This is a genomic window from Microbacterium sp. CIAB417, assembly GCF_022788845.1.
This window is the reverse complement of sequence record NZ_JAHZUT010000004.1, coordinates 288,656-314,744: the sequence shown is the minus strand read 5'-3', so window position 1 is coordinate 314,744 and position 26,089 is coordinate 288,656. Positions and strand designations below refer to the sequence as shown.

The 26,089-nt window shown below is 71.2% G+C and carries 28 protein-coding genes; 16 read left to right on the top strand and 12 right to left on the bottom strand.

What is annotated here, in order from left to right; translation table 11 throughout:
- Positions 1–148: 148 nt before the first annotated feature.
- Both KYX17_RS18945 and KYX17_RS18940 read right to left on the bottom strand, forming a co-directional pair.
- On the bottom strand, positions 149–739 hold the full coding sequence (locus tag KYX17_RS18945) for a ClpP family protease (RefSeq protein ID WP_243228526.1): 591 nt from the start codon (positions 737–739) through the stop codon (positions 149–151).
- Complete coding sequence (locus KYX17_RS18940; protein ID WP_243228524.1) at positions 736–1,350, bottom strand: ClpP family protease; 615 nt, start codon at positions 1,348–1,350, stop codon at positions 736–738. The genes KYX17_RS18945 and KYX17_RS18940 overlap by 4 nt, the downstream gene beginning before the upstream one ends.
- A gap of 142 nt (positions 1,351–1,492) precedes the next feature.
- Here KYX17_RS18940 and KYX17_RS18935 point away from each other — a divergent pair, with 142 nt between their 5' ends.
- The 4 genes from KYX17_RS18935 (at position 1,493) to KYX17_RS18920 (ending at position 6,060) form a co-directional block, all read left to right on the top strand.
- Positions 1,493–2,407, top strand: coding sequence for a metal ABC transporter substrate-binding protein (locus KYX17_RS18935; protein WP_374208971.1), 915 nt, complete (start codon positions 1,493–1,495; stop codon positions 2,405–2,407).
- Positions 2,404–3,135 carry a metal ABC transporter ATP-binding protein gene (locus KYX17_RS18930; protein ID WP_243228522.1) on the top strand — a complete coding sequence of 244 codons (732 nt, stop codon included), beginning with the start codon at positions 2,404–2,406 and terminating at the stop codon, positions 3,133–3,135. Before KYX17_RS18935 ends, KYX17_RS18930 begins: the two co-directional genes overlap by 4 nt.
- On the top strand, positions 3,132–3,998 hold the full coding sequence (locus KYX17_RS18925) for a metal ABC transporter permease (protein ID WP_243228520.1): 867 nt from the start codon (positions 3,132–3,134) through the stop codon (positions 3,996–3,998). The genes KYX17_RS18930 and KYX17_RS18925 overlap by 4 nt, the downstream gene beginning before the upstream one ends.
- A gap of 151 nt (positions 3,999–4,149) precedes the next feature.
- Positions 4,150–6,060, top strand: coding sequence for a M3 family metallopeptidase (locus tag KYX17_RS18920; RefSeq protein WP_243228518.1), 1,911 nt, complete (start codon positions 4,150–4,152; stop codon positions 6,058–6,060).
- Positions 6,061–6,133: 73 nt separating this feature from the next.
- Here the strand turns inward: KYX17_RS18920 and KYX17_RS18915 are convergent, their stop codons facing one another.
- Entirely contained in the window at positions 6,134–7,327 is a 1,194-nt protein-coding gene (locus KYX17_RS18915; RefSeq protein ID WP_374208970.1) for a PLP-dependent aspartate aminotransferase family protein, read from the bottom strand.
- Positions 7,328–7,441: 114 nt separating this feature from the next.
- On the opposite strand from KYX17_RS18915, the gene KYX17_RS18910 reads away from it, so the two are divergent.
- Positions 7,442–7,921 (top strand): Lrp/AsnC family transcriptional regulator, encoded by a 480-nt coding sequence (locus KYX17_RS18910; protein WP_243228504.1) that lies wholly within the window; start codon positions 7,442–7,444, stop codon positions 7,919–7,921.
- A 27-nt stretch (positions 7,922–7,948) separates the two neighbouring features.
- Positions 7,949–9,646, top strand: a complete 1,698-nt coding sequence (locus KYX17_RS18905) for an AMP-binding protein (protein ID WP_243228503.1) — start codon at positions 7,949–7,951, stop codon at positions 9,644–9,646.
- Here the strand turns inward: KYX17_RS18905 and KYX17_RS18900 are convergent.
- Complete coding sequence (locus KYX17_RS18900) at positions 9,614–10,027, bottom strand: hypothetical protein (protein WP_243228502.1); 414 nt, start codon at positions 10,025–10,027, stop codon at positions 9,614–9,616. The two genes, KYX17_RS18905 and KYX17_RS18900, sit on opposite strands and share 33 nt — an antisense overlap.
- A 199-nt stretch (positions 10,028–10,226) precedes the next feature.
- Here KYX17_RS18900 and KYX17_RS18895 point away from each other — a divergent pair, with 199 nt between their 5' ends.
- Positions 10,227–10,997 (top strand): alpha/beta fold hydrolase, encoded by a 771-nt coding sequence (locus tag KYX17_RS18895; protein WP_243229196.1) that lies wholly within the window; start codon positions 10,227–10,229, stop codon positions 10,995–10,997.
- Here the strand turns inward: KYX17_RS18895 and KYX17_RS18890 are convergent.
- Entirely contained in the window at positions 10,936–12,441 is a 1,506-nt protein-coding gene (locus tag KYX17_RS18890; RefSeq protein ID WP_243228501.1) for an MATE family efflux transporter, read from the bottom strand. The two genes, KYX17_RS18895 and KYX17_RS18890, sit on opposite strands and share 62 nt — an antisense overlap.
- A gap of 246 nt (positions 12,442–12,687) precedes the next feature.
- Here KYX17_RS18890 and KYX17_RS18885 point away from each other — a divergent pair, with 246 nt between their 5' ends.
- On the top strand, positions 12,688–13,737 hold the full coding sequence (locus KYX17_RS18885; RefSeq protein ID WP_243228500.1) for an NAD(P)-dependent alcohol dehydrogenase: 1,050 nt from the start codon (positions 12,688–12,690) through the stop codon (positions 13,735–13,737).
- Positions 13,738–13,755: 18 nt separating this feature from the next.
- Here the strand turns inward: KYX17_RS18885 and KYX17_RS18880 are convergent, their stop codons facing one another.
- The 3 genes from KYX17_RS18880 to KYX17_RS18870 are packed head-to-tail and all read right to left on the bottom strand — an operon-like array spanning position 13,756 to position 17,101.
- Entirely contained in the window at positions 13,756–15,105 is a 1,350-nt protein-coding gene (locus KYX17_RS18880; protein WP_243228499.1) for a hypothetical protein, read from the bottom strand.
- Positions 15,106–15,113: 8 nt separating this feature from the next.
- Positions 15,114–16,196 (bottom strand): NAD(P)-dependent oxidoreductase, encoded by a 1,083-nt coding sequence (locus KYX17_RS18875; RefSeq protein WP_243228498.1) that lies wholly within the window; start codon positions 16,194–16,196, stop codon positions 15,114–15,116.
- On the bottom strand, positions 16,193–17,101 hold the full coding sequence (locus tag KYX17_RS18870) for an MTAP family purine nucleoside phosphorylase (protein WP_243228497.1): 909 nt from the start codon (positions 17,099–17,101) through the stop codon (positions 16,193–16,195). Before KYX17_RS18870 ends, KYX17_RS18875 begins: the two co-directional genes overlap by 4 nt.
- A gap of 153 nt (positions 17,102–17,254) precedes the next feature.
- Here KYX17_RS18870 and KYX17_RS18865 point away from each other — a divergent pair, with 153 nt between their 5' ends.
- From KYX17_RS18865 to KYX17_RS18855, 3 genes are read left to right on the top strand one after another with little or no spacing between them, the layout of a single operon-like run.
- Positions 17,255–17,857: a cytochrome b/b6 domain-containing protein gene (locus KYX17_RS18865; protein WP_243228496.1), complete on the top strand. Its 603-nt coding sequence runs from the start codon at positions 17,255–17,257 to the stop codon at positions 17,855–17,857.
- Positions 17,850–18,458, top strand: coding sequence for a molybdopterin-dependent oxidoreductase (locus KYX17_RS18860; RefSeq protein WP_243228495.1), 609 nt, complete (start codon positions 17,850–17,852; stop codon positions 18,456–18,458). The genes KYX17_RS18865 and KYX17_RS18860 overlap by 8 nt, the downstream gene beginning before the upstream one ends.
- A complete protein-coding gene (locus tag KYX17_RS18855; protein ID WP_243228494.1) occupies positions 18,458–18,670 on the top strand; it encodes a hypothetical protein in 213 nt (70 codons plus the stop codon). Before KYX17_RS18860 ends, KYX17_RS18855 begins: the two co-directional genes overlap by 1 nt.
- Before the next feature lie 43 nt (positions 18,671–18,713).
- Here the strand turns inward: KYX17_RS18855 and KYX17_RS18850 are convergent, their stop codons facing one another.
- From KYX17_RS18850 to KYX17_RS18840, 3 genes are read right to left on the bottom strand one after another with little or no spacing between them, the layout of a single operon-like run.
- Positions 18,714–19,397, bottom strand: coding sequence for a bifunctional 2-polyprenyl-6-hydroxyphenol methylase/3-demethylubiquinol 3-O-methyltransferase UbiG (locus KYX17_RS18850; protein ID WP_243228493.1), 684 nt, complete (start codon positions 19,395–19,397; stop codon positions 18,714–18,716).
- Positions 19,394–20,092: a DUF2064 domain-containing protein gene (locus tag KYX17_RS18845; protein ID WP_243228492.1), complete on the bottom strand. Its 699-nt coding sequence runs from the start codon at positions 20,090–20,092 to the stop codon at positions 19,394–19,396. Before KYX17_RS18845 ends, KYX17_RS18850 begins: the two co-directional genes overlap by 4 nt.
- Positions 20,089–20,751: a glycosyltransferase family 2 protein gene (locus KYX17_RS18840; protein ID WP_243228491.1), complete on the bottom strand. Its 663-nt coding sequence runs from the start codon at positions 20,749–20,751 to the stop codon at positions 20,089–20,091. Before KYX17_RS18840 ends, KYX17_RS18845 begins: the two co-directional genes overlap by 4 nt.
- 122 nt (positions 20,752–20,873) lie before the next feature.
- On the opposite strand from KYX17_RS18840, the gene KYX17_RS18835 reads away from it, so the two are divergent.
- The 3 genes from KYX17_RS18835 to KYX17_RS18825 are packed head-to-tail and all read left to right on the top strand — an operon-like array spanning position 20,874 to position 23,711.
- On the top strand, positions 20,874–21,596 hold the full coding sequence (locus tag KYX17_RS18835) for a response regulator transcription factor (RefSeq protein WP_243228490.1): 723 nt from the start codon (positions 20,874–20,876) through the stop codon (positions 21,594–21,596).
- 1 nt (position 21,597) lies between these two features.
- Positions 21,598–22,740 carry a sensor histidine kinase KdpD gene (locus KYX17_RS18830; protein WP_243228489.1) on the top strand — a complete coding sequence of 381 codons (1,143 nt, stop codon included), beginning with the start codon at positions 21,598–21,600 and terminating at the stop codon, positions 22,738–22,740.
- 53 nt (positions 22,741–22,793) lie between these two features.
- Entirely contained in the window at positions 22,794–23,711 is a 918-nt protein-coding gene (locus KYX17_RS18825) for a DUF808 domain-containing protein (protein WP_243228488.1), read from the top strand.
- A 112-nt stretch (positions 23,712–23,823) separates the two neighbouring features.
- On the opposite strand, the gene msrA is transcribed toward KYX17_RS18825, so the two are convergent.
- Positions 23,824–24,351: a peptide-methionine (S)-S-oxide reductase MsrA gene (gene msrA / locus KYX17_RS18820; protein ID WP_243228487.1), complete on the bottom strand. Its 528-nt coding sequence runs from the start codon at positions 24,349–24,351 to the stop codon at positions 23,824–23,826.
- Between the two features lie 171 nt (positions 24,352–24,522).
- Here msrA and KYX17_RS18815 point away from each other — a divergent pair, with 171 nt between their 5' ends.
- Positions 24,523–25,035 (top strand): GNAT family N-acetyltransferase, encoded by a 513-nt coding sequence (locus tag KYX17_RS18815; RefSeq protein ID WP_243228486.1) that lies wholly within the window; start codon positions 24,523–24,525, stop codon positions 25,033–25,035.
- A gap of 60 nt (positions 25,036–25,095) precedes the next feature.
- Complete coding sequence (locus KYX17_RS18810) at positions 25,096–25,998, top strand: J domain-containing protein (RefSeq protein WP_243228485.1); 903 nt, start codon at positions 25,096–25,098, stop codon at positions 25,996–25,998.
- Positions 25,999–26,089: the final 91 nt, after the last annotated feature.

Below are 26,089 nucleotides of genomic sequence, written 5' to 3'. Positions count from 1 at the left end.
GCGCCCGCGCGGGTTCTGCTGCACCTTCTGACATCTGCGCTAGTAGTTTTCTGGCGCATTCGCTGAAAGGTGTCGCAGAACCCGCGGGCGCGACTCGCAGGCCCCCGGGACGGACCCGCGGGCGCGACTCGCACGCGCAGTCGGACGGTCAGCCGCGTGCGCCGAGCACCGTGTCGATGAGCCCGTACTCCTGGGCCGCGGATGCCGTGAACACCCGGTCCCGATCGGTGTCGGCCCTCAGCGTCTCGACGGATCGGCCGGTGTGCCGCGCGAGCACGGCCTCGAGGTCCGACCGCACCCGGACGACCTCGTCGGCGGCGAGGATGAGATCCGGGATCGCCCCGCGCGACTGCCCTGCCGGCTGGTGCAGCACGATCCGCGCGTGCGTGAGCGCGGCGCGCTGGCCGTCGGCGCCGGCGGCGACGAGCAGCGCCGCCGGTCCGATGGCCTGCCCGACGCAGGTCGTCGCGATGGCGGGCCGGATGTGCTGCATGGTGTCGTAGATCGCCAGCGCTGCGCCGGGATCCCCGCCCTCGCTGTTGATGTAGAACTGGATGCCGGTGTCGGGAGCATCCGCATCCAGGTGCAGCAGCTGCGCGATCAGGGCGTTCGCCACCCCCGCATCGATGCCGGTGCCGAGGTAGATCACCCGCTCGGCGAGCAGGTGGGAGTAGACGTCCATGACGCGCTCTCCCCGTGGGTGCTGCGCGATGACGTTGGGGATCGTGTAGCTGCTCATGACTGCCCTCCCAGTCCGACCCGCGCGCGCCGGCGCGGGAACACCTCGGCGGTCGAGGTGATGATCTCGTCGATGAAGCCGTAGTCCAGCGCTTCGGATGCCGTGTACCAGCGGTCGTGCAGCGAGTCCTCGAAGATGCGCTCGGCCGACTGACCGGTGTCCTCGGCGATCAGCCCGAGCACGGTGTCGCGCATCTGTCGGAGATCGTCGGCCTGCACCTCGATCTCGACGGCCGATCCGCCGATGCCCGCCGAGCCCTGGTGCATGAGGATCCGCGCATGGGGCAGCGCGCGGCGCTTGCCCCGGGTGCCGCCGGACAGCAGGAACTGCCCTGCGCTGGCCGCCATGCCCAGCACGAGCGTCGAGACGTCGTTGGGGATCAGGTGCATGAGATCCCTGATCGCGAGCATCGCCGGGACCGAGCCTCCCGGCGAATGGATCCACAGGGCGATGTCGGCGACGGGGTCCTCTGCGGAGAGGGTCAGCAGCTGCGTCATCAGCAGCGTGCCGTTGTCGTCGTCGAGGGCGCCGTCGAGCACGATCACGCGCTCGTGGAACAGGGCGCGTCGGGCCTCAGGACCGAACTGCGGGATGGGGTTCTCTTCGCTCATGACTCCAGCGTGCGCCGCCGGCTCCCCGTCCGTCTCGGGAATCCGCCGTGGGCGGATCTGCTGTGAGCGGCGCGGCGAAACGGCCGGGGCGCATGCTCGAGGACCGGTTGTTTTAGGCACACCGAAAAGGTAGGTTTTCGGTGTGCCTAAAAATCTTCGCCTCGCCGTGGCATCCGTCGCCGTCGGCCTGATCGCGCTGACGGGATGCGCCACGGTGTCCGATCCCGCCGACGATCGTCCCGTGGTGTTGACGACGTTCACCGTGCTCACGGACATCGCCCAGAACGTCGCCGGCGAGCACCTGCGCGTGGAGTCGATCACGAAGCCCGGCGCGGAGATCCACGGGTACGAGCCGACGCCGGGCGACGTCCGCCGGGCCTCCGACGCCGACCTCATCCTCGACAACGGGCTGAACCTCGAGGTGTGGTTCGCGCAGTTCGTCGAGTCGGTCGACGTCCCGCACGTGGTGGTGTCCGAAGAGGTCGACGTCATCGACATCACCGGCGACGCCTACGCCGGCAAGCCCAATCCGCACGCCTGGATGAGTCCGTCCAACGCCCAGCTCTACGTCGACGCCATGGCCGAGGCCTTCGCGGACCTGGATCCCGATCATGCCGATGACTACGCCGCCAACGCCGAGGCGTACAAGGCCGAGCTGCAGCAGGTGCAGGACGAGCTCGTCGACGCCCTCGCCGGACTGCCCGCCGAACAGCGCGCGCTGGTCACCTGCGAGGGTGCGTTCTCGTACCTCGCGAGGGATGCCGGTCTGACCGAGGCGTACATCTGGCCGGTGAACGCCGAGCAGCAGGCGACGCCGCAGCAGATCGCCGGGGTCATCGAGTTCGTCGAGGACAACGACGTCCCCGCGGTGTTCTGCGAGTCGACGGTCTCCGACAAGCCCATGCAGCAGGTCGTCGAGGCGACGGACGCCGAGTTCGGCGGCACCCTCTACGTGGACTCGCTGTCCGAGGCCGACGGCCCCGTGCCGACCTATCTCGACCTCATCCGCCACGACGCCGCCCTGATCGTCGACGGTCTCACCGGGGGTGCCGGATGAGCGAGATCGCGGTCGACGGCGTCACCGTCCGGTTCGGGGACGTCCTGGCGCTCGAGAACGTCTCGCTCGAGGTCTCGCCGGGGCGGGTGACCGGATTGATCGGCATGAACGGCTCGGGGAAGTCCACGCTGTTCAAGACGATCCTCGGACTGGTCCGGCCCGAGCGCGGAACGGTGGCCCTTTCCGGTTCCGACCCGACCTCCGCCCGCCGCCGCGGTCTCGTCGGCTACGTGCCGCAGAGCGAGGAGGTCGACTGGTCCTTCCCTGTCTCGGTGCGGGACGTCGTCATGATGGGACGTTATGGTCACCAGGGCCCCATGCGACGAGCGCGGGCCTCCGATCGCGCAGCCGTCGACGAGGCGCTCGAACGGGTCGAGCTCGCCGACCTCGCCGACCGCCAGATCGGCCGGCTGTCGGGCGGGCAGCGCAAGCGTGCGTTCGTCGCCCGCGGGATCGCGCAGGACGCCGGCATCCTCCTGCTCGACGAGCCCTTCGCGGGCGTCGACAAGCGCAGCGAGGCGACGATCGTCCGGCTCCTGCGTGAGCTCGCCGCCTCCGGACGCACCGTGCTGGTGTCCACGCACGACCTGCACGCCCTGCCCGACCTGGCCGACGACGCGGTGCTGCTGCTGCGCCGCGTGCTGTTCCACGGTTCGGTCGCCGACGCCCTGCAGCCCGCACAACTGGCGCGGGCGTTCGGTCTGGATGCCGAGGGGGACGCCGCATGATCTGGGACTGGATCCTCGAGCCGCTGCAGTACGACTTCATGGTGCGGGCGCTCGCCACCACCGTCATGGCGGCGGTCGTCTGCGCACTGCTGTCCTGCTGGCTCGTGCTCGTCGGGTGGTCGCTGATGGGCGACGCGGTGTCCCACGCCGTGCTGCCCGGAGTCGTGATCGCCTACGTTCTCGGCGCGCCCTTCGCGCTCGGCGCGCTCGTGTTCGGATTCCTCGCGGTCGCCCTGATCGGGGCCATCCGCGGCACCAGCCGCGTGAAGGAGGATGCCGCGATCGGCATCGTGTTCACGACCCTGTTCGCGCTCGGCCTCGTGCTCATCTCGGTGACGCCCAGCCAGACCGATCTGAACCACATCATCTTCGGGAACATCCTCGGGGTGTCCGCGGCCGACCTCGTGCAGGTCGCGATCCTGGCGGCCGTCGCCTTCGCCGTGCTGCTCGTCAAGCGCCGCGACCTCACCCTGTACGCGTTCGATCCGACGCATGCGTTCGCGATCGGCCTCTCTCCACGGATGCTCGGGGCGCTGCTGCTCGGCGTACTGGCGCTGACGGCGGTGGTGGCCCTGCAGGTGGTCGGGGTCGTGCTCGTGGTCGCGATGCTCATCATCCCCGGCGCGACAGCCCAGCTCCTGACCGACCGCTTCGGCCGGATGCTGGTGATCGCGCCCCTGCTGTCGGCGGGCTGCAGCGTGACCGGCATCTATCTCAGCTACTGGATGGATGCCGCCCCCGGCGGACTGGTCGTGGTCGTGCAGGGAGCGGCCTTCGCCCTGGTGTACCTGTTCGCCCCGCGTCAGGGCCTCATCGGCCGGCGGATCTTCCGGCGGCCCACCGCGCCGTCCCGGCCGGCCTGAGCCGGCCACGCCCCGCACCCCACCCCAGCCCGTCTATTTGGCGCTTGTGCACGCTCGCGTCGGCGTGTCGTGTGCACTCACGCCATATAGACGGGCTGTGAAGCGTGGACGGGCGGCGGTGGGGACGGCGGCGCACCATAGGCTGAGGCGCATGGCCCTGGAACCTCTCGCCCTGCCCGCCGACGACTGGAGCGCGTTCATCGAGAAGCGCGCGGGAGACGCGCTCGCGACCGCGCGCGACGTCGTCACGCGTCTCAAGGACGGTACGAGCCGCTCAGCGGTGGAGACCCTGGAGCTGTGGAATCTCGGCGAGATCGCGACCGCGAACGCCTCCAGTCTCACGCAGCTGCTTGCCGAGGTGCATCCGGACGCCGCCGTGCGGGGACTCGCCGAACAGCGCCTGCAGGACGCATCCGCGTTCGTGACCGAGCGCGACCAGGACCGCGAGCTGTTCGAGGTGCTCTCCGCGCTCGACGCAACAGAGCTCGACGCCGAGGCGACGCGGCTGCTCGATCGGGTGCTGCGGGATTTCCGGCGCGGCGGCGTGGATCGCGACGACGCCACCCGCGCACGACTCGCCGCGATCAGCGCGCGCATCACGGCGGTCGACCAGGAGTTCTCGCGCCATGTGCGCGACGATGTGCGCAGCATCCGGATCGCGCAGGACCGGTTGGAGGGCCTGCCAGAGGACTTCATCGCCGCGCACCCTGCCGGACCCGACGGGCTCGTGGAGATCACGACCGACTATCCGGACGTGCGCCCGTTCCGCAACTACGCGCAGGACCGCGCAGCACGCGAAGAGCTCACGCGCGCCTTCAACTCGCGCGGCTGGCCGGAGAACGACGCCCTGCTGCACGAGCTGCTGGACCTGCGCGCCGAGCAGGCGCATCTGCTCGGCTACGCATCCTGGCCGGATTTCGATGCCGAGGTGAAGATGATCGGCACCGGCGACGCGATCGGCGAGTTCATCGACCGCATCGCCGACCTCGCAGATGCCGCGGCCCGTGAGGAGGCCGATGCCCTGCTCGCCCGCGCCCGTCAGGACGACCCGTCCCTCACCGGCATCACCACGGCCGACTCCGACTACTACGAGGAGCTCATCCGTCGGGAGCAGTACGACGTCGACGCACAGGATGTGCGCCGTTACCTGGACTTCCCCCGCGTGCGCGAAGGACTGCTCGCCGTCACGGGCCGGCTGTTCGGGCTGACGTATCGCGAAGTGCACGGGGTCGCGACCTGGGCCGAGGACGTCACGAGCTACGACGTCCTGCGCGGCAACACCAGACTCGGGCGCATCCATCTCGATCTGCACCCGCGAGAAGGCAAGTACAAGCACGCGGCGCAGTTCGACCTGGTCACCGGCGTGCGCGGCATCCAGCTCCCGGAGGGCGTCCTGGTGTGCAACTTCCCTCGCGGGTTGATGGAGCACGAGCAGGTGAAGACGCTGTTCCACGAGTTCGGGCACCTGCTGCATCACGTGCTCGGCGGAGATCAGAAGTGGGCGAGGTTCTCGGGCGTCGCGACGGAGTGGGATTTCGTCGAGGCCCCGTCCCAGATGCTCGAGGAGTGGGCATGGGATGCCGACATCCTGCGGTCCTTCGCCGTGGATGCCGCGGGCGAGCCGATCCCCGCCGAGCTCGTGGCGCGGCTGAGAAGGGCCGCGGACTTCGGACGAGGCATCTGGGTGCGCCGGCAGATGTTCTACGCCGCCGTCTCGTATCGGCTGCATCTCGAGAACCCCGCCGATCACGACGCGGCCGTGCAGGAGCTGTCCGAGCGCTACGAGGCCCTCGGTCGGGTGCCCGGCACCCACATGCAGGCCGCATTCGGGCACTTGACCGCATACAGCTCGGCGTACTACACGTACATGTGGAGCCTCGTGATCGCCAAGGACCTGTTCAGCGCGTTCGACCCGAGCGACCTGTTCGCGCCGGCGGTCGCCGGACGGTATCGCGACGAGGTGCTTGCGCGTGGTGGAGCTGCCGACGCGGCAGACCTCGTCGCGTCGTTCCTCGGCCGCCCGTACTCCTTCGACGCCTACGGCGCCTGGCTCCGTTCCTGACGCGGTATCCGCCCAGCGCCCGAGCCCCTCCATATGGCGCTTGTGCCCGCGCGCGTCGGCGTGTCGCGGGCATTCACGCCATATAGGCGGGCTTCGACGTGGCGGAGGGGACGGCGGCGAAGGCCTGTGCCAGGTCGGCGATGAGATCGTCGGGATGCTCCAGACCGATCGAGAGCCGCAGCACGTCGGCGCCCGGTCGCGCCTCGGCCGGCACCGGCCGGTGCGTGAGGGCGGCCGGATGCTGGATCAGAGAATCCACGCCGCCCAGCGACACCGCGTGGGTGAACAGCCGCGTCGCCGCGGCCACCGCGCTCGCGGCCGCGTACCCGCCGCGCACGCGCATCGCGACCATGGCCCCGGTGCCCCGCATCTGCCGATCCAGGATGCCGCGCGGATCGCCGTCCAACCCGGGGTAGAAGACCTCCTCCACCTCGGGACGGTCGATCAGCCACTGCACGATGCGCCGCGCGCTCTGCTGCTGCCGCTCGATCCGGATCGGCAGCGTCGTCAGGCCGCGATGCAGGAGGTACGCGCCGAGCGGGTGCAGCAGCCCGCCCGTCACCGCGCGCACGCGGCGCAGCGCCTCAGCCGTGGGCTCGCGGCACGCGATCACTCCCGCGATGACGTCGCCGTGCCCGCCCAGGTACTTCGTCGCGCTGTGCAGCGACAGAGCCGCGCCATGATCGAGCGGGTTCTGCAGGATCGGCGTCGCGAAGGTGTTGTCCACGAGCACGGGCGCGTCGCCCGCAGCCGCCACGAGGTCGCCGATGTCGACGAGGTCGAGCGTGGGGTTGGCCGGCGTCTCGACGATGACGAGCCCGGTGTCCGGGCGCACGGCGGCTGCGACCTCGGCAGGGTGGCAGTAGGTCGCCTCCACCCCCAGCATCCCCGATCCGAGCAGGTGGTCCGTCCCGCCGTACAGCGGACGCACGGCGACGACGTGACGCCGCCCGGACTCCCCGCACAGGGCGAGGACGGCTGCGGTCATCGCCGCCATGCCGGAGCCGAAGGCGACGGCGGCCTCGGCGTGCTCCAGCTCGGCGAGAGCGCCTTCGAACCGCGCGACCGTCGGATTCCACAGCCTCGCATAGACCATGCTGCCCTCCGACGGCGGCCGGCCGCCCGTGGCCATGGCCTCGTAGGACTCTCCGCCGCGTTCGACATCGGGCAGCGGATTGGTCGTGGACAGATCGATCGGAAGGGCGTGCACGCCCAGGGCGGAGAGGTCCTCCCGCCCGCTGTGCACGGCAAGGGTCTCGGGATGCATGCTCGCCATCGTTGCGGACTTCGCAAAAGAAGTGGGACGATTCGACAGCATCCGCAGAGCTGACTGCCGATCCTGCGATTTCGAGCGAGATCGGATGCCGGAAGGAGCACGACCTTGACGAAAACGCCACCGCCCGCGGCATCCCTCGACCACCTCGACCTCGAGATCCTCGCGGCCCTCGGCGAGCGCGCCGACATCACGAACAAGGCGCTCGCGACGCGCCTGGGTCTGGCCGAGTCCACCTGCGCGCACCGCGTCCGATCGCTGCGCACACGCGGGATCATCCGCGACATCCGCATCCGTGTCGACGAGGCGGCGCTCGGGTTCCCGCTGCAGGCGATGATCAAGGTGCGCCTCGCCAACCACACCGGCGCCAAGGTCACCGCGCTGTTCGACGCGCTCGTGGCGATCCCTCGCGTGCTGCAGGTCTTCCACGTCGCGGGCGTCGACGACTTCCTCGTGCACGTGGCCGTGCAGGACGCCGCGGCGCTGCGCGACATCGTCCTCGAGCACATCACGATCCACCCGGTCGTCCGAGGCACCGAGACGCAACTGGTCTTCGAGCTCCGGGACGGCCGCGGCCTGCTGGGCTGACGCGACGCGGGGTGCAGGATGGAAGGCATGAGCCGTCCTGCCACCGCCGCCACGACCGCGATCCGCGAGATGCGCGATCTCCTGTTCGATCACGCCACCGACTACGAGGGCGCCCGCGCCGGATTCCGCTGGCCGCGGCTCGACGAGTTCAACTTCGCGCTGGAGTGGTTCGACGTCGTCGCCGGCGAGCACCCGGAGCGCGCCGCCGTGCAGATCGTGTCCGCCGACCTCAGCGTCCGGACCTGGAGCTACGGCGAGCTCTCCCGGCGCAGCGATCAGGTGGCGAACTGGCTGACCGGCCTCGGCATCCGGCGCGGCGACCACGTGATCGTGATGCTGAACAACTCGATCGAGTTGTGGGAGGTCATGCTCGGCATCACCAAGGTCGGCGCGGTGTCGATCCCCACCTCGACGCTTCTCTCGGCATCCGACCTCGCCTACCGGATCGAGCACGGCGAGGCCACGGCGGTCGTGACGCTCGGCCCGCTCGCCGACCGCGTCAGCGGAGACGTGCTGCGGATCGCGGTCGGCGACGTCCCGGACGGCTGGATCGACTTCGCCGATTCCGCCGCCGCATCCGACGTGTTCGAGCCGGACGCGCCGACGCCGGCCTCCGACACGAGCCTGCTCTACTTCACCTCCGGGACCACGAGCCGCCCGAAGCTCGTGCAGCACACGCACGTGTCGTATCCGGTCGGTCACCTGTCGACGATGTGGTGGCTGGGTGTGCGGCCCGGGGATGTGCACCTGAACATCTCGTCCCCGGGATGGGCCAAGCACGCCTGGTCGAGCTTCTACTCGCCGTTCCTGGCTCAGGCGACCGTGTTCGTGTACGACTACGCCCGCTTCGACGCGAACGCCCTCATGGAGGTCATGGACACGCATCACGTCTCGACGTTCTGCGCACCGCCCACGGTCTGGCGGATGCTGATCCAGGCCGACCTCGCCCGCCTCACGCACCCGCCGCGCGAGCTCGTCGGCGCGGGCGAGCCGCTCAATCCCGAGGTCATCACCCGGGTGCGCGACGCATGGGGCGGCACGATCCGCGACGGGTTCGGCCAGACCGAGATGACGGCCTGCGTCGGCAACTCGCCCGGGCAGGTCGTCAAGGACGGGTCGATGGGACGCCCGCTGCCCGGCTACCCGGTCGTGCTGCTGGACCCCGTGACGGGGCAGGTGGTCGATGACGAAGGCGAGATCGCCCTGGATCTCACGGAGGAGCCTGTGGGCCTCATGGCCGGTTACTACCGGGATGCCGCCAGGACGGCCGAGTCCCGCGCGGGCGGGTTCCATCACACCGGCGACATCGCAGCGCGCGACGCGGACGGGTACCTGACCTACATCGGGCGGGCGGACGACGTCTTCAAGGCCTCGGACTACAAGATCTCGCCGTTCGAACTCGAGTCCGTGCTGCTGGAGCACGAACTCGTCGTCGAGGCGGCCGTCGTCCCGAGCCCGGACCCGACGCGGCTGTCGGTCCCGAAGGCCTACATCTGCCTGCGCCCGGATGCCGGGGACGAGACCGCCGCGGCCGGAGCGATCTACGCGTTCGCTCGGGAACGGCTCTCGTCGCACCTGTGGGTGCGGATCATCGAGTTCGTCCCGGAGCTCCCGAAGACGATCTCGGGGAAGATCCGCCGTGTCGAGCTCCGCACGCGCGAGGCCGAGCGCGTGGCGGCCGGCGCGGATGCGTCAGGGCAGCACCTGGACCGCGACCACCGTTGACGTGACCGGCTTGGCCGTCGCGACCGAGGCTGCAGGGACCGCGGGCTTGGCGGGAACCGTCTGCTCGTCCGCGCGTTCGGGCACCGGTCGTTCCGGTCGCGCGGACAGCACCGCCCGCACGATCCCGCCGATCACCAGCGCGGCGACGAGCGCCACCCCGGACACCAGCAGCGGCATCCACACGGTCGCGAACACCGCGGCGACGCTCAGCAACGCACCCACGATCCAGACGCCGATCGCGCCGCCCGCCATCCCGTTGGACCCGCGCGCGATCGTGACGGCCGCGACGAGCGCGCACAGCACCGCGATTCCCGCCCCGACGATCCCGATCGGCACGAACAGGCCGGCCAATCCGTTGGCCACAGCCGTCGATGAAACCATCTTGCACCCCCCGATGCACTCTCCTTGCTGACAAGGCTAGGCGAGCATCGGCGCGTGCGCATCCATCGATAGGACGATCCGTCGTCATCCCCCGGTCGGATCCCCCGCGGACTGCTCGACCCGCGTTTCCGACGGCTCCGCTCCCCCGCCCCGGGTCCATGATGGAGGGGTGGCCGTACGTCTCTCGGAACTGAACCGGATGCCCGAACCGCAGCACGTCTTCGTCGGCGAGGGCGTGCGTCTGGCGACCTACACGTGGGGGGATCCGGACGCTCCGGCTGTCGTCATCGTGCACGGCTTCGCGTCCAACACGCGCGACAACTGGGTTCTGACGGGCTGGACCCGGATGCTCGAACAGGCGGGCTACTTCGTGCTCGGCGTCGATCAGCGCGGCCATGGCCTCAGCGACAAGCCGCACGAGGCGAACGGGTACGACGTGCGCACGCTCGCGTCGGATCTGGAGACCGTCCTCGACACCTACCTGGTCGAGGAGGCGCGCTACGTGGGCTACTCGCTCGGCGCGAGGGTCGGCTGGCAGGTCGCTGTCGACCTGCCGGACCGGATCACGCGCGCCGTTCTGGGCGGCGTGCCGGAGGGCATCCCGCTCGCCCGGCTCGATCTCGACCAGGTCCGCCGTCACATCACGGACGGCGCGGAGGTGACGGATGCCGCGACGCAGAACTACATCGCCCTGACCGAACGGGTCCCGGGCAACGACCTGCGCGCCCTGCTCGCCCTCGCGGAGGGCATGCGCGCATCGCGCACGATCGATCCCGACACGGCTCAGGCACCGCAGCAGCCGGTGCTGTTCGCGACGGGATCGCAGGACGCCATCATCGAGGGGTCACGTCATCTCGCGTCCGCTGCCCCGCAGGGCCGGTTCCTCGAGATCCCCGATCGGCACCACTTCAACGCACCCGGGTCCCGCGCCTTCCGCGAAGCCGCGCTCGCCTTCCTCGCGGAGCGTTGACCGCACCGGGCAGCGGGATCGGCGACGTGACGACCGCATCCACGACGAGGGAGCTGTTCGTGGGTCCCACCACGGGGATGGGCGTGGTCTCGGTCACGACAGCCGCAGTGATCGGCATGCGCGCCAGGCGGCGGTGCTCGCGGACGTAGGCCGGGACGAGGATCACCACCGCGCCGATCCAGGCGAGCGGGTTGCTCCACGCCACGCCCACGAAGCCGAAGAGCGCCCCGAACACCACGGCCGCGACCACGCGCATCACGAGTTCGACGACGCCCGTGACCGTGGGGATCATGGCGTGGCCGAGACCCTGCAGGGCCCCGCGGAGCACGAACAGCACGCCGAGCACGGCGTAGCAGGACGCGTTGATGATCAGCATGAGATGCGCGAGGTCGACGACGTCGGGAGCCGCGTCGCCGACGAAGACCTGCACGATCGCGGACCCCGTCACCACGAGCAGCACGCCGAGCGCCACCGATCCGATGATCGCGATCCACGTCGCCTGCACGACGCCGCGGCGGATGCGGTCGGGCCGGCCGGCGCCCACGTTCTGCGCGACGAACATGCTGGTCGCCAGACCCAGGGACGCCAGCAGCGCGCTCGCGAGGCTGTCGACGCGCGAGCCGGCCGTCCAGGCGGCCACGGCATCCGCGCCCTGCTCGTTCAGGGCGACCTGGACCGCCAGCGTGCCGATCGCGATGATCGACGCCTGGAAGCCCATCGGGAGACCCAGGCGCAGGTGCTCCCAGATCTCTCCGCGGGTGACGCGCCAGTCGTCGCGCTTGACGTGCAGGTCATGCAGTCGACGGCGCAGATACTCCAGGCACAGCGCGACGGAGATGCCCTGCGCCACCACGGTCGCGAGCGCGGCTCCGGCGACGCCCCAGCCGAGCGGTCCCACCATGAGGATGACGAGGCCCACGTTCAGCAGGCAGGCGAGGGTGAGGAACCACAGCGGCGTGCGCGAGTCGCCGATCGCACGGATGATCGCGGCCAGGTAGTTGAAGAACATCGTCGCCGCGGCGCCGAGGAAGCTCACCTGGGCGAACACGACGGCGTCGTCCATGAGCTCGGGCGGCGTCTGCATGGCCTCGAGCGCGGGCTGGGCGAGCAGCGGCGCGGCGATCGTCAGCACGATGCTCATCGCCCCGGTGAGGATCGTACCCGTGGCCACCGAGCGCCGGACGCCGCGGGCGTCCCCGGCGCCGAAGGCCTGCGCCGTCGGGATGGCGAATCCGCTCGTCAGACCCCAGGCGAATCCGAGCAGCAGGAACAGCAGGCTGCCCGTCGCGCCGACAGCGGCGAGCGCGTCGACGCCGAGCTGACGGCCGACGACGATCGTGTCGACGAACTGGTAGAGCTGCTGGACGACGTTGCCGATGAGCAGCGGGACGGAGAAGGCGAGGATGACGCGCCAGGGCGCGCCCGTGGTGAGGGAAGTGGACACAGTCGCTCGACAGGCAGATGGGGGCGGATCGGGAGGAGCACACGCAGAGGTGCGGATCCGATTGTATCGAATCGATTCGAGCCCGTCGAGCAGGAAGTGCCGCCCGCTTCGCGGATGCTCAGATCCGGAGCTTGGCGCGAGATCCGGAGGATTCGCCGCGATTCTTCCGGATCCGGGGCGGTTGTCCGGATCTCGGATGCCGGTCGATGGCGGTCTCGCGGGCGGTTCTCCGCGTACGCTCGTCCTATGCCCACCACGATTCCCGCCATCGTCGCGCCCTCCGCCACCGCTCCGCTCGCCACCGGCACGATCGAACGCCGCGACGTCGGACCGCGCGACGTGCGCATCGACATCCGCTGGGCGGGCATCTGCCACTCCGACATCCACACCGTCCAGGGCGACTGGGGTCCGCAGCACTACCCGCTCACGGTCGGTCACGAGATCGCGGGAGTCGTGGCGGAGGTCGGCTCCGAGGTCACGAAGCACGCGGTGGGCGACCGTGTCGGGGTCGGATGCCTCGTCAACTCCTGCGGCGAGTGCGCGAACTGCCTGGCCGGGTCCGAGCAGTACTGCCTGAACGGCGCGATCGGCACGTACGGCGCCACGGACGTCGACGGCACGATCACGCAGGGCGGCTACGCCACCGGCGTCGTCGTGACCGAGGACTTCGTCCTGCGCCTGCCGGAGGAGATCCCGTTCGAGAAGGCCGCCCCGTTGCTGTGCGCGGGGATCACCACGTACTCGCCCCTGCGGCATTGGAACGCGGGCCCCGGCACGCGCGTCGCCGTCGTCGGTCTCGGTGGGCTCGGCCACATGGCCGTCAAGCTCGCACACGCGATGGGTGCTGAGGTCACCGTGCTCACCCGCACCCTGGCCAAGAAGGAGGACGCGCTGTCGCTCGGCGCCGACCGCGCGTTCGCGACGAACGACCCGTCCACGTTCCGCGACCTGCGCGGTGCGTTCGACCTGATCATCAACACGGTCTCCGCGCCGATCGACCTGGACGCCCACCTCAAGCTGCTCGCCCTCGACGGGACGCTGGTCAACGTCGGCGCCCCCGCGGAGCCGCTCAGCCTGCACGTCGGCACGCTCATCGGCGGGCGTCGCTCGTTCGCGGGATCCAACATCGGCGGCATCGCGGAGACCCAGGAGATGCTGGACTTCTGCGCCGAGCACGGCATCGCCCCGGAGGTCGAGATCATCGCGGCATCCGAGGTGAACGAGGCGTGGGCGCGGGTCCTGGCCTCGGACGTGCGCTATCGCTTCGTCATCGACACGTCGACGCTCAGCGCCTGATCGCGTCGACGCCGCCGGTCACCACCCGGTGTTCAGCAACGTCTGCACGAGAAGTGCGAGGGCGATCTGGATCGCGAGCATGGTCCGTCGCGCCCGCTGCGCGAACAGGGCCAGGCCCAGAAGCGCCCACGGGACGAACGGCAGCCAGATGCGCTCGACCTCCGCACGGCTCATCTGCGACAGGTCCGCGAGCGCGATGCTCACCCACGCGGCACCGACCAGCAGCACGATCGTGCGGACGGCGTCGCGTTCGGGGGCCGAGAGCGTCCGCCGGGCGGGACCGAACCGGGCATCCACGGCGCCCGCGAGGGATGCCGCGACCATCGGCCCCGCGCTGATCGCGAACGCCGCCAGATTGCCCCACATCCAGTACTCCGGAGGACGCCGCGACGCGACCCCGTCCCAGTACCGCTGCTGCAGCACCGGGAACGCCTCCCACCACGCGAAACCTCCGGCGGCGAACAGCAGCACGACGAGAAGCGCTGCAGCGGCGGCGATCGGGATCGGCCACCACGACCGCCCGGCGGCGAGGACCGCCACCGCCAGCACCCCCAGCAGCGGCAGCCCGTAGGACAGCATGACGCAGTAGCCGAGCAGGAGCCCGGCGAGCACCGACCAGGCCGTCATCGCCAGGACTCCGCCGCCTCGCCGTCGCACGGTCGCGGCCCGGGCGAGCGCCCACAGCCCCCAGGCCGCGAACGCGGTGAACATGCCGTCCCCGGAGACTCCGATCCAGATCGCGGCCGGAGTGAACACGAGCACGGGCGCGGCTCGGCGCGCGAGGAGCTCAGCCCCCAGCGCCCGCACGGCGCCGAGCACGGCGACGGGGATGGTCGCTCCGACCAGGATCACGACGAACCCCGCCGCCAGGCCGCTGCCCAGCCCGATGCGCACGAGCAGGTAGAAGAACAGCAGCGCACCAGGCGGGTGACCCGCGATGTGCACGGGCCAGTTGTCCTCGTGCGCATACGGGATCCGGTCGACGTACTCGCGCAGGGTCGCACCGAAATCCGTGACCTCGCGCGCGGTGCCGAGGTACTCGTAGCGATGGTTCAGGATCGTGCCGATGCCGTCCAGGCCGTCGACGAGCGCGAGCGACAGCAGCCACGCCAGCGCCGCCGCGAACACGGTCGCCTGCAGCGGAACCCAGCGCATCCGCCGAGCGAGCCTCGGGGCGAACACGACCGCCAGCGCACCCAGCGCCACGGCCGCGGGAAGACCGGGCCCGATCCGCGGCATCCATTCCGCGTGAAGAGGCGGCGTCGAGACCTTCACGACCCAGCCGGTCAGCGCGGGAACGGCCATCGCGGCCGCGATCAGCACGGCGGCGGCGACGCCGCCCCACACGGCCACCCGTGCGCGCGCCATGGTCGCGCTCATCCCCCGGAGACCGCCGAGCGCAGCGGATCGTGCGCGAACCGGGAGACGCCGTCCACGAATCCCACCACGGGAGCCCACCCCAGTTCCGCGCGGGCGCGGGCGGACGAGGCCGTGATGTGACGCACGTCCCCGAGTCGGTACCTCCCGGTGATGCGGGGTTCCGGGCCGCCCATCGCCCCCGCCAGAGCACGGGCGAGATCGCCGATCGTCCGGACCTCGCCGCTGCCGACGTTGAACGCCCGCGCCGAGCCCGCCGGACCGGCCTCGTCCGCTGTCCAGTCCAGGGCGGCGATGTTCGCCGCCGCCACGTCCGACACGTGCACGAAGTCGCGTCGCTGGAGGCCGTCCTCGAACACCTCGGGCGCCTCGCCGTGCTCCAGCGCCGAGCGGAACAGCGACGCGACGCCCGCGTACGGCGTCCCCTGCGGCATCCACGCCCCGTACACGTTGTGGTACCGCAGCAGTGCGGCACGGCCGCCGGTGCCGCGCGCCCAGTCCCTGGCCAGGAGCTCCTGCTCGAGCTTCGTCGCCGCGTAGGTGTTGCGCGGATCGCAGGGCTGGTCCTCGTCGATGAGCTCCGGACGCAGCGGCCGCCCGGTCTCCGCAGAGCGCGGGTCGAAGACGCCGGACTCGAGGTCCGCCCTCGTCCGCGGCGGTGCCTGACCGACCCAGGAGCCGTCCCGGTACAGACCCTCGCCGTAGACGACCATCGAGGATGCCAGCACGAGGCGCCGGACGCCGGCGTCGCGCATCGCCCGAAGCAGCACCGCGGTGCCGAGCGAGTTGGACGACACGTAGTCGGGAGCGTCGCCGATGTCGACGCCCAGTCCGACCTTCGCGGCCTGGTGACTGACCGCGTCGACGTCCCGCAGGCACTGCGCGACGGCATCCGGATCGCGGACGTCCCCCTCGACGACCTCGACGTCCGCGGAAACCGGCCGCCCGGTCCCCTCAGACCCGTGCACGTCGGGGCGCAGCGAATCGAGCACCCGCACGGTCCACCCGGCCGCGAGCGCCTGATCGACGACGGCCCCGCCGATGAAGCCGCGTCCGCCGGTCACGAGCAGCCGCCGGGTCACGGGGCCCCGCCCCCGTTATCGTCCGCCCGGCCCGGCGCTCCGGGCCCCGCCCGGCGCGCTTCGTCGTCGACGACGCTCCGGCACAGGATGCCGCGGACCACGTCCTCCGGCAACGCCGACGGCTCGGCGTAACCGGCGGGGATCGCGGCGACGACAGCGGCGATCGCGGCGTTCAGCCGCGGACCCGCCTCCGCCATGACGCGGAACACCCTCTCGGCGGTGGCGGAGCGGTCCTGCTCCCCGTCGCCGTGCTCGGTGTCCGTGTCGGTGATGATCGCGATGTTCACGTGCGCGAGTCCGAGTTCGGCGGCGAGCGCCGCCTCGGGCAGCTGCGTCATGTTCACGATGTGCGCCCCCATCCGCCGGTGCCAGGCGGCCTCGGCGCGGGTGGAGAACCGCGGTCCCTGGACGACCACGCTCGTGGCCGACTCCCGGGGATCCTCGCCTTCCGCTCGCAGCGCCGCGGCGGCGATGGCACGCAATGAGCTGCTGTACGGCTCGGCGAACGGCAGATGCTGGACTCCGCCGGCCGGGTCCTCGCCGTCGAAGAAGGTGTCCGCGCGACCCCACGTGCGATCGATGAGCTGGTCGGTGAGAACCAGGTCTCCGGGATGCGCGTCCTGGTCGAGACCGCCGACGGCGTTGGTGGAGACGAGCACGCGCGCGCCGAGCGCCGCGATCGCCCACAGCTGCGCACGGGCGTCGATCCGGTGCGGCGGGACGCGGTGACCGGCGCCGTGCCGGGCCAGGAACGCGATGCGACGTTCGTCGAGCCGACCGACGACGATGCCGGTCACCACGCCGTAGGGGGTGGGGACGGCTTCCAGGGTGCGGGCGTCGTCGACCGCCAGGGACGCGAGCCCAGAGCCGCCGATCACGGCGATCTCGACGTGTTCGTGCTGCATGCCCTCAGACTGCGCTGTCGGGGCGCGCGGCGCCGCCCGGATTTCCTTACGCCTCCGTGACAGCTGTTCCCGGCAGGGGCCGGCGGCACGGCCGTCACCATCCTGTAAGACGCATGGCGGGCACGACGGTCCCCGCCCGCGCAGACTGAGGCCATGACGGAGCATGTCCCCCGCACCGCGCTGGTCGATCGGCTCGACGCCGCGATCCGGCCGCGCGCGGCGCACGTGCAGCGCGCTCTCGCCTCGCCCGTGCGGAACACGCGGATGGCGGTCGTCGTGGGTCGGGTGCTCGGGCTCGCCTTCGTCGTGTGCTTCCTCACCGGGCTGTACAGCCACGTGCTGCAGAGCCCGCTGGACGGAATCGTCACTCCGACGCGCCCCGAGCACCTGTACGGCTGGACGCAGGGGACCCACGTCGTCGTCGGCAGCATGCTGCTTCCGCTGCTGCTGGCGAAGCTGTGGGTGGTGTATCCGCGACTGTTCCGGTGGCCGCCCCTTTCGGGCGTGCTCAGCGCGCTCGAGCGCGGTTCGGTCGCCGTTCTCGTCGCGACGGCCCTGGTGCTCCCGGTGACCGGAATCCTCAACATCCTGGAGTGGTATCCGTGGGAGTTCTCCTTCCGGCGCACGCACTTCGCGCTCGCCTGGATGCTGATCGGCGCCCTGGCCCTGCACATCGCCGTGCAGCTCCCGGCGATCCGCGCGCACTGGCGCCGAGACGACGGGGACGTCGTGGACGGGGGTGTCCGGGATGACTGATCCGGAAGACCTCTCCCGGCGCTGGTTCCTCCTCGGTGTCGGCGCCGGTTCGGCGGCGATGGGGGCTCTGGCCGTCGCGCACGCGATCCTCCCCGTCGGACCGTTCAGCCTCGTCGAGGACCGTCGTCGCGTGGACAGCCCTCGGGCGCTGCCGGTCAACCGCTCCGCGCGACAGGCGGATGTCACCGCCCTCGCCTCCGACCCGGACTGGCGGCTCGCCGTCGAAGCCGGCGGACGGCGCCGCACGCTGAGCCTGGCCGAGCTCGACGCGCTCCCTCAGCACCGGGAGGTGCTGCCCATCGCCTGCGTGGAGGGATGGACGGTGGACGCGCGCTGGCAGGGCGTCCGGCTCGCCGATCTCCTGGACCTGGTCGGAGCCCCCGAGGACGCCACCGTCCGGATGCGCAGCCTGCAGCGGCGGGGCGCGTTCGCCACCACGACCATGCCGCCGCAGTACGCCCGGGACGCGAAGACGCTGGTGGCGCTGCACGTCAACGGCGAGCGCCTGGACCTGGACCACGGATATCCCGCGCGGATCATCGCACCCGGACGTCCCGGCGTGCTCCAGACCAAGTGGCTGTCGGCGATCGAGGTGGTCTGATGCGCGGGGTGCGGATCGCGCTCGGAGCCGCCGGCGCCGGCGGACTCCTGTGGGGCGCCTGGCTGCTGGTGAGCACGCAGCGACCGGACCAGTTGCTGAACGTCGTCGTCTGGCTCGCCGCGGCGGTGATCCTGCACGACGCCGTCCTGGTGCCGGCGATCACCGTGCTCCGCCGGCGGAGGCGAGCGCCGTCCGCACCGGAATCGTCCTGAAGCCGAGTCCCGCGGACGGCAGGCCACTGCGCAACGCCGGGGACTATCGTTCAGCGGAGGCGCACCGCAGAGCCGCGAAGGTGCGGACGTCCTGCGACCAGGTCTCGACGAGGACCAGTCCGGCCGCGACAGCACGACGGCGCAGTCCGTCCAGGCCGAGCTCGTACCAGGGGAACGGCAGGCTGGCACGGCCCTCGTGATCGATCAGCGTGGCGCGGAAGGCCCGGTCGCGGCGCGGATCGTCGTGCACCTCGACGAACACCGTGCCGTCCGCCCGCACGAGCCGCGCGCACCGCGACAGCAGGGCGGTCGGGTCTCCGCCGATGCCGATGTTCCCGTCCAGCAGCAGGGCGGCGCCCCACTCCCCTTCCCGCGGGATCGGATCGAAGACCGAGCGATGCAGCACCGGCAGTCCCTGCGCGTGCGCGTGGGCGACGGCGGCCTCCGAGACGTCCACGCCGAGGCTGAGATGACCCGCGGCGATCGCCGCGCGCACCATGCGGCCGGGGCCGCATCCGATGTCGAGGACCGCTCCGTCCGCGCGTTCCAGCACCGAGCGATCCGCGTCGTCCGCGGCCGCGAGGAAGCGGGCGAGCTCGATCGGCGCGCCCGGGGCCCCGTCGTGGTCGACCATGCGCAGGACTCCGCCGCCGCTGCGCAGGGCGGTGGCGTAGGGCGATCCGCCTCCGGCGTCGAAGTGCGGCACTGTCGCGATCGGGGCGGTCATCGGACGGCCTCGATCCGGTCGGCCCCGGATGCCGCGGGCACGATGTCCCGGTGATGGGCGGCGAGCCTGCGCGCCAGAGCACTTGCGGGTGAGAGCTCCTCGGCCACGGTGCGGAGGCTGTCGACGTCGTCGACATCCGTGAGCTCCGGCAGGTCCGCGACGCTGAGACCGGCGGCCGTCAGCCGCGCGCGCTGCACGGCGCCGGTGTCGTCCCGAGACATCGCCACCCCGCGCACCAGATCTCCCCGGGCGCCGCTGCCCACAGCGCCTCGCAGCTCGTCGACGCCCCGAAGCCCCAGCAGCCAGAAGCCGCCGTCGGCGGCGGGGCCGAACCAGGCGTCGACGCCGAGCGGCCAGCGGCGGGCCACCGCGCCGAGCAGCGCAGGGTCGAGCTGCGGCGTGTCCATCCCGATCAGCAGCACGGGACCGTCGACGCGGTCGAGGGCGTCGGCGATCCGTTCGTCGAGATCCCCGGTCGACTGCGGCATCTGCTCGAACCCAGGGATCGGGTCGAGGCTCCCCTGCACGCACAGCAACCGCCGCGCATCGATACCCGCGACCGCCGCCAGCGTGTCGTCAAGGCACGCGCTCGCGATCCCGGCGGCGTCCTCGAGGCTGAACGGCGGATGCAGCCGGGTCTTGACGCGGCCGGGCACGCACTCCTTGGCCATGACGATGATCGTGACCCCGTTCATGCGTACCTCCGCAGCATCCGCAGCATGTCGCCGACCGCCTGGACCGTCCCGCTCACCGTGCCGGTGACCTTGGATCTGCCCACCCGCGGGCGATAGTCGACCGGCACCTCGTCGATGCGCCAGCCCGCTCGTCGCGCGCGGAGCACGAGCTCCAGCGGGTAGCCGCTGCGCCGGTCGACGATGCCGAGGCGCACGAGCCGCTCGCGATCCGCGGCCCGCATCGGACCGAGATCGCGGAGCCCCACCTGCATCCTGCGTCGCACGAACCACAGCAGCACGGCGTTGGCGACGCGGGCGTGCACCGGCCATGCGGAACCCGTGACCGCCACTCGCCGCCCGAGCACGAGGTCGGCCTCGCCGCGGCGGACCGGATCGACGACCCGCTCGAGCTGGCGCATGTCGAACGATCCGTCCGCGTCGCAGCAGACGACGATCGGTGCCGTGGCCGCCAGGAGGCCGGCGTGTACGGCGGCGCCGTAGCCGCGGCGCTCCGCCGTCACGACGGTGGCCCCGAGCTCCGCGGCGATCCGGCCCGAGCCGTCGGTCGAGCCGTTGTCCACGACGATCGCGCGGTACGAGGACGGGATCTCGGCGAGCAGCGCCGGAAGCGCCTCCGCCTCGTCGAGGCAGGGCAGGATCACGTCAACGGATGAGCTCATATCCAGAATGTAGGAACCCCGCCGCCCTCGCGCCGCCCCCAAGTCCTTACGAACCGCGGAAGAGTCGGCGCGGAACCCGGGATCCCCTCTCCGCCGCGCACCCGCGGATCTACCCTGGGACCATGACGTCGTCGCTGTCCGCGGAACCGGCCGACGACCTCGTGGACCGCCGGGTGCTGATCGTCGAGGACGACCCCATGGTGTGCGAGGTCGCCGAGGCCTACCTGCGCGCGGCGGGCTTCCTCGTCGACGTCGCGTCGGACAGCTTCTCGGGCTTGGATGCCGTCACCCGTGTTCGACCGGACCTCGTCGTGCTGGATCGCATGCTCCCCGGCATCGACGGCGTCGAGGTGTGCCGCCGCATCCGTCGGACCTCGCAGGTGCCCGTGATCATGCTCACGGCGCTGGGCGCCCCCGAGGACCGCATCGACGGACTCGAGGCCGGCGCGGACGACTACCTGCCCAAGCCGTTCTCCCCGCGCGAGCTCGTGCTCCGCGTCCGCTCGGTGCTCCGGCGGAGCCTCGCGGCGTACGCGCCGGAGGCCCCCTTCGACCTCGGGGAGTTCCGGCTCGACCCGTCGGCGCGCATCGTCACGGCGTCGGGGGTCGCGCTGGAGCTGTCGGCGCGCGAGTTCGACCTGTTCGCGTTCTTGCTCAAGCATCCGCGGCAGACGTTCGACCGTCAGACCCTGCTGCGCGCGGTCTGGGGATGGGAGTTCGGCGACCTGTCGACGGTGACGGTGACCATGCGCCGGCTGCGCGAGAAGATCGAGGCCGATCCCGGCCGTCCGCAGATCCTCGTCACCGTCTGGGGCGTGGGCTACCGTCTCGACCTGGGGGGCTGACATGCCGCTGCCCGATCTCCTCATCATCGTGGGCATGTCGCTCGCCTGCGCGCTCGTCGTCGGAGCGCTGGGCCTGCTCGCCCTGAGACTGCTGCACCGGCGCCCGCTCATCGTGCAGCTGTGCGTCGTGGTGCTGGCGTCCGTGGTGTCGCTGGCCGCCGGGGTGCTGGCGGTGGCGCTGGCGATGTACATCTCGCCGCACGACTTCCTCGTGGTCGTCACCGTCACGAGCGTCTCCGCGGTCGTCTCGGTCGGCGTCGCCCTGCTGCTCGGGCTGCGCATCGCCCGCGCGGGAGACGAGCTGCGCCGACTCACCCACGCGATCGGCGACGGCGCGCTCGTCGACGAGCATCCCTCGGTGTCGCCCAGCGCGGAGTTCGAGGCACTGGCCGACGAGCTCGCGGAGACCAGTCACCGCCTCGCCCAGGCACGCGAGGAGGTGCAGGCGATCGATGCGTCCCGCCGCGAGCTGGTGGCGTGGATCTCGCACGACCTGCGTTCCCCGCTCAGCGGCCTGCGCGCCATGACCGAGGCGCTCGAGGACGGGCTCGCCGCGGACACGGCCCGGTTCCACCACCAGATGCGACTTCAGGTCGACCGGCTGACGTCGCTCGTGGACAATCTCTTCGAGCTGTCCAAGATCTCCTCCGGAACGCTCGTGCTGAACCTCGAGCCCCTCTCGCTGCACGACCTCGTGAGCGACGCCGCCGCGGAGCTCGCGGCCGTCGCCCAGGCGAAGAGCATCGTGCTCGTCGAGCGCACCAGCCCCGACCACACCCTCGTCGGCGACGCACGCGAACTGTCCCGCGTGGTCTCGAACCTGCTCATGAACGCCCTGGAGCACACGCCGACGGGCGGCGAGGTGCGGATCAGCACGGTCCAGGATGCCGAGGGCGTGACGCTGTCGGTCCAGGACTCGGGCACCGGGATCGCCGAGGAGGACCTGCACCGGATCTTCGACCCCGGCTGGCGGGGGACGCACGCCCGCACTCCGATCGACGGCATCGTCGGCAGCAGCGGCGCAGGACTCGGACTCGCGATCGTGCGGGGCATCGTCGAGGCGCACCAGGGGCGCATCAGCGCGACGAACGAGACGACCGGATGCCGGTTCGACGTGCGGCTTCCGTCCGGATCGGCGGGATGACGGTCATCCGGCCCCGCTAGAGTTGCTCTCCGACATCACACACAGGGGGTCCCATGTCGGTTGGTCTGCTCGCCGTCGTCGACGACATCCTCAGCGCGGCCCTGAAGGCCTCCTCCAAGGCCGCCGGGGTCGTGATCGACGACGCCGCCGTGACACCCCAGTACGTGCAGGGCATCACGCCGGCGCGCGAGCTGCCCGTCGTGCTGAAGATCGCCCTGGGCTCGCTGATCAACAAGTTCGTGATCATCATCCCGATCGCGCTGCTGCTGACCGCGTTCGCACCCTGGGTGCTTCCCTATCTGCTCATCATCGGCGGCACGTATCTGTGCTTCGAGGGCGCGGAGAAGGTGCTGGAGTGGTTCGGGTTCCATCACGGGCACGGCGAGGAGAGCGCGAGGGACGAGAACAAGCTCGTCTTCGGCGCCGTGCGCACCGACCTCATCCTCTCCACGGAGATCATGCTCATCTCGCTTGCGAACCTCGAGGCGGGACTGAGCATCTGGATGACCCTGGCGATCCTCGCGGTGATCGCCCTGCTCATGACCGGCATCGTGTACGGCGCCGTCGCGCTGCTCGTGAAGATCGACGACATCGGGCTGAAGATGGCGAAGAACCCCGACCGCCGGGTGCGCCACACCGGTACGCGGATCGTCCGGTCGATGCCCGCGGTGTTCCGGGTGATCTCGGTGGTCGGGACCGTCGCGATGCTCTGGGTCGGCGGTCACCTCGTCCTGGCGAATCTCGGCGAGGTCGGGCTGGTGTTCTTCAGCGACTTCATCCACGGGGTCGAGCATCTGCTCGAGCCGCTCGGCGGCTTCGTGGTGTGGTTCGGCGACACGCTGATCTCGGCGATCGCCGGACTCGTCCTCGGACTCGTGATCGTCGGCGTCGTCCTGCTGATCGGCAAGCTCGTGGGCAAGCGCCCGAGCTTCACCGAGGGCGGCGAGTCGCCCGCCGACGTGCACGCCTGACCCCCCGCGGCGCCGCGAGACTTCCTTTGCGGAGCGAGACTTGGGCACGCAGGCCAAGTCTCACCCCGCAGGCCAAGTCTCGCGAGCCCGGCGGGCGGGGGCGACGGGGCGCTCAGCGCCGCGGCAGCACCCATCCGGCGCGGGGGAAGTGGCAGGTGTAGCCGTTCGGGATGCGCTGCAGGTAGTCCTGATGCTCCGGCTCCGCCTCCCAGAACGGCCCCTCGGGCTCGATCGTGGTGACGGCCTTGCCCGGCCACAGGCCTGACGCGTCGACGTCGGCGATCGTGTCGCGCGCGACCTGCTCCTGCTCCGGTGAGAGCGGGAAGATCGCGGAGCGGTAGCTCGAGCCGATGTCGTTGCCCTGGCGGTTGAGGGTGGACGGGTCGTGGATCTGGAAGAAGAACGCCAGGATGTCGCGGTAGGTGGTCTTCGTCGGGTCGAAGACGATCTCGACCGCCTCGGCGTGACCGGGGTGGTTGCGGTACGTGGCGTGGTCGTTCTCGCCGCCGGTGTATCCCACCCGCGTGTCCAGGACTCCGGGCTGGCGGCGGATGAGCTCCTCCATGCCCCAGAAGCAGCCTCCGGCGAGGACCGCGGTCTCGGTGCCGGGGGTGCGGGTGATCGTTCCTGTGTCCGTCATTTCGTGTGGCTCCTTCTCCGACGCGATCGCGTCTCCAGAGACAACAACGCGGAGTCCGGTTTTGGTCCCGTTCGCCGCCGCCCCTGGAGCGATGCCGGATTCCAGCCTACGCTTGCGCCTTCCGGTCGCACCGCGCCGGAGAGGCCGCGCGCCGCTGATAGCGTCGACGACGTGCAGATCCGGGATGCCCAGGCCGTCGACCTCGCGACGATCACCGCCATCTACAACCACGCGGTGGAGAACACGACGGCGATCTGGAACGAGGACACGGTCGACGTCGCCGACCGCGCGGAGTGGCTCGCGGCCCGCACCGGACAGGGGTACCCCGTGCTCGTCGCGGTGGACGAGCAGGGCGTGCTCGGCTATGCCACGTTCGGCGCCTGGCGCCCGCACAGCGGGTACCGCCACACGGTCGAGCTCTCGGTCTACGTGCATCCCGACCAGCAGGGCCGGGGCATCGGCAGCGCGCTCATGACAGCGCTGATCGCCCGCGCCAGGGAACGCGGGACGCACGTCATGGTGGCCGCCGTTGAGAGCGGGAACACCGCATCGATCCGGCTGCACGAGAAGCACGGCTTCCGGCGGACGGGCCTGCTGCCCCAGGTCGGCATGAAGTTCGGCGCGTGGCTCGATCTCGCGTTCCTGCAGCTCGTCCTGGACGAACGGCCTTCCCCGGCATCCTGATCCCGGGCCACGGGATTCGCGCCGGGGATCGGCGCGCTCCGCGCGGAGTAGCCTGAATCGGTGTTGGACAGTCCGCTCTCCGCCTCGGCGTACGAGGTGCTCGGCGTCGCCCCCGACGTGGACGACGACGGCCTGCGCCGTGCGTACCGCGTGCGGCTGCGCGAGACCCATCCCGACACGGGCGGGGATGCCGCGGCGTTCATCCGCGTCCAGCACGCCTGGGACCTGATCGGCACCCCGCAGGGACGCCTCGACTACGACCGCGACCGTGACGACGGATCGCGACTGCAGTGGAGCGGGCGCGCCGCCGGCTCCCGATCGGGGACGCGCCCGCGCACCGCGTCCTTCGGGCAGGCCGGCGCCTGGCGCCGCGCGCAGTATCTCCGACTCGCGCGGGAGTGGGCGGAGGGCGACGTCGCCGACCCGTACGCCCCCGCGTTCGTCCGCTCCGCCCCCTGGCAGCTGCGCCGGCTGCTCGCCGACGCCCTCGCCGAGGAGGACACGGCGCGAGCGATGGACGATCTGGGCATCGGGTTCACGGTGTGGCACGATGTCGCCGCCGGCGGGGACGACGACGTGCTCGATCACGTCGTGCTGAGCCCGACGGGCCTCTACGCGCTCGTGTCCGAGGACTTCGGCGGGCCCGTCGGCTTCCGACGCGACGAGGTCACCGGCCCCGTCGTCCGTGACCGGATGCCGGTGGCCGAACTGCTGAGCCGTGTCCGCGTCGTCGCGCGGGCGGCCCGAGTGCGCTTCGGCGGCGCGATCCTCGTCTTCCCGGACGACGACCTCGTGGAAGCGGTGACGTCTCTCGGCACGGTCGGCAGGATCCCGGTCGTCGCCGTGCGGCGCAGCGCGCTGCGCCCGTTGCTGCGACGCGGCGTGCCCGGCGCACGCATCGTGGGCGGCACCGAGCTCTTCGACATCCGCACCCGCCTGAAGCAGGCCGCACGCACCCGATGAGGCTCATCCTTCTCGTGTGATCTTTCGCTCCGGCTCTGGCCGCGACGGCCCTGTGATGCCAATGTGGGACGGGACGACCGGGAGGAACACC

What these genes read in the sequence shown, in the direction of transcription:
- msrA (WP_243228487.1), bottom strand. Translation starts at nt 24,351, where the DNA reads ATGACGGACACAGGAACGATCACCCGCACCCCCGGCACCGAGACCGCG.
- KYX17_RS18895 (WP_243229196.1), top strand. Translation starts at nt 10,227, where the DNA reads ATGCCCGAACCGCAGCACGTCTTCGTCGGCGAGGGCGTGCGTCTGGCG.
- KYX17_RS18915 (WP_374208970.1), bottom strand. Translation starts at nt 7,327, where the DNA reads ATGCATCCCGAGACCCTTGCCGTGCACAGCGGGCGGGAGGACCTCTCC.
- KYX17_RS18860 (WP_243228495.1), top strand. Translation starts at nt 17,850, where the DNA reads ATGACTGATCCGGAAGACCTCTCCCGGCGCTGGTTCCTCCTCGGTGTC.
- KYX17_RS18870 (WP_243228497.1), bottom strand. Translation starts at nt 17,101, where the DNA reads ATGCAGCACGAACACGTCGAGATCGCCGTGATCGGCGGCTCTGGGCTC.
- KYX17_RS18880 (WP_243228499.1), bottom strand. Translation starts at nt 15,105, where the DNA reads ATGGCGCGCGCACGGGTGGCCGTGTGGGGCGGCGTCGCCGCCGCCGTG.
- KYX17_RS18865 (WP_243228496.1), top strand. Translation starts at nt 17,255, where the DNA reads ATGACGGAGCATGTCCCCCGCACCGCGCTGGTCGATCGGCTCGACGCC.
- KYX17_RS18825 (WP_243228488.1), top strand. Translation starts at nt 22,794, where the DNA reads ATGTCGGTTGGTCTGCTCGCCGTCGTCGACGACATCCTCAGCGCGGCC.
- KYX17_RS18845 (WP_243228492.1), bottom strand. Translation starts at nt 20,092, where the DNA reads ATGAACGGGGTCACGATCATCGTCATGGCCAAGGAGTGCGTGCCCGGC.
- KYX17_RS18930 (WP_243228522.1), top strand. Translation starts at nt 2,404, where the DNA reads ATGAGCGAGATCGCGGTCGACGGCGTCACCGTCCGGTTCGGGGACGTC.
- KYX17_RS18905 (WP_243228503.1), top strand. Translation starts at nt 7,949, where the DNA reads ATGAGCCGTCCTGCCACCGCCGCCACGACCGCGATCCGCGAGATGCGC.
- KYX17_RS18885 (WP_243228500.1), top strand. Translation starts at nt 12,688, where the DNA reads ATGCCCACCACGATTCCCGCCATCGTCGCGCCCTCCGCCACCGCTCCG.
- KYX17_RS18900 (WP_243228502.1), bottom strand. Translation starts at nt 10,027, where the DNA reads ATGGTTTCATCGACGGCTGTGGCCAACGGATTGGCCGGCCTGTTCGTG.
- KYX17_RS18920 (WP_243228518.1), top strand. Translation starts at nt 4,150, where the DNA reads ATGGCCCTGGAACCTCTCGCCCTGCCCGCCGACGACTGGAGCGCGTTC.
- KYX17_RS18925 (WP_243228520.1), top strand. Translation starts at nt 3,132, where the DNA reads ATGATCTGGGACTGGATCCTCGAGCCGCTGCAGTACGACTTCATGGTG.
- KYX17_RS18855 (WP_243228494.1), top strand. Translation starts at nt 18,458, where the DNA reads ATGCGCGGGGTGCGGATCGCGCTCGGAGCCGCCGGCGCCGGCGGACTC.
- KYX17_RS18840 (WP_243228491.1), bottom strand. Translation starts at nt 20,751, where the DNA reads ATGAGCTCATCCGTTGACGTGATCCTGCCCTGCCTCGACGAGGCGGAG.
- KYX17_RS18850 (WP_243228493.1), bottom strand. Translation starts at nt 19,397, where the DNA reads ATGACCGCCCCGATCGCGACAGTGCCGCACTTCGACGCCGGAGGCGGA.
- KYX17_RS18940 (WP_243228524.1), bottom strand. Translation starts at nt 1,350, where the DNA reads ATGAGCGAAGAGAACCCCATCCCGCAGTTCGGTCCTGAGGCCCGACGC.
- KYX17_RS18945 (WP_243228526.1), bottom strand. Translation starts at nt 739, where the DNA reads ATGAGCAGCTACACGATCCCCAACGTCATCGCGCAGCACCCACGGGGA.
- KYX17_RS18835 (WP_243228490.1), top strand. Translation starts at nt 20,874, where the DNA reads ATGACGTCGTCGCTGTCCGCGGAACCGGCCGACGACCTCGTGGACCGC.
- KYX17_RS18830 (WP_243228489.1), top strand. Translation starts at nt 21,598, where the DNA reads ATGCCGCTGCCCGATCTCCTCATCATCGTGGGCATGTCGCTCGCCTGC.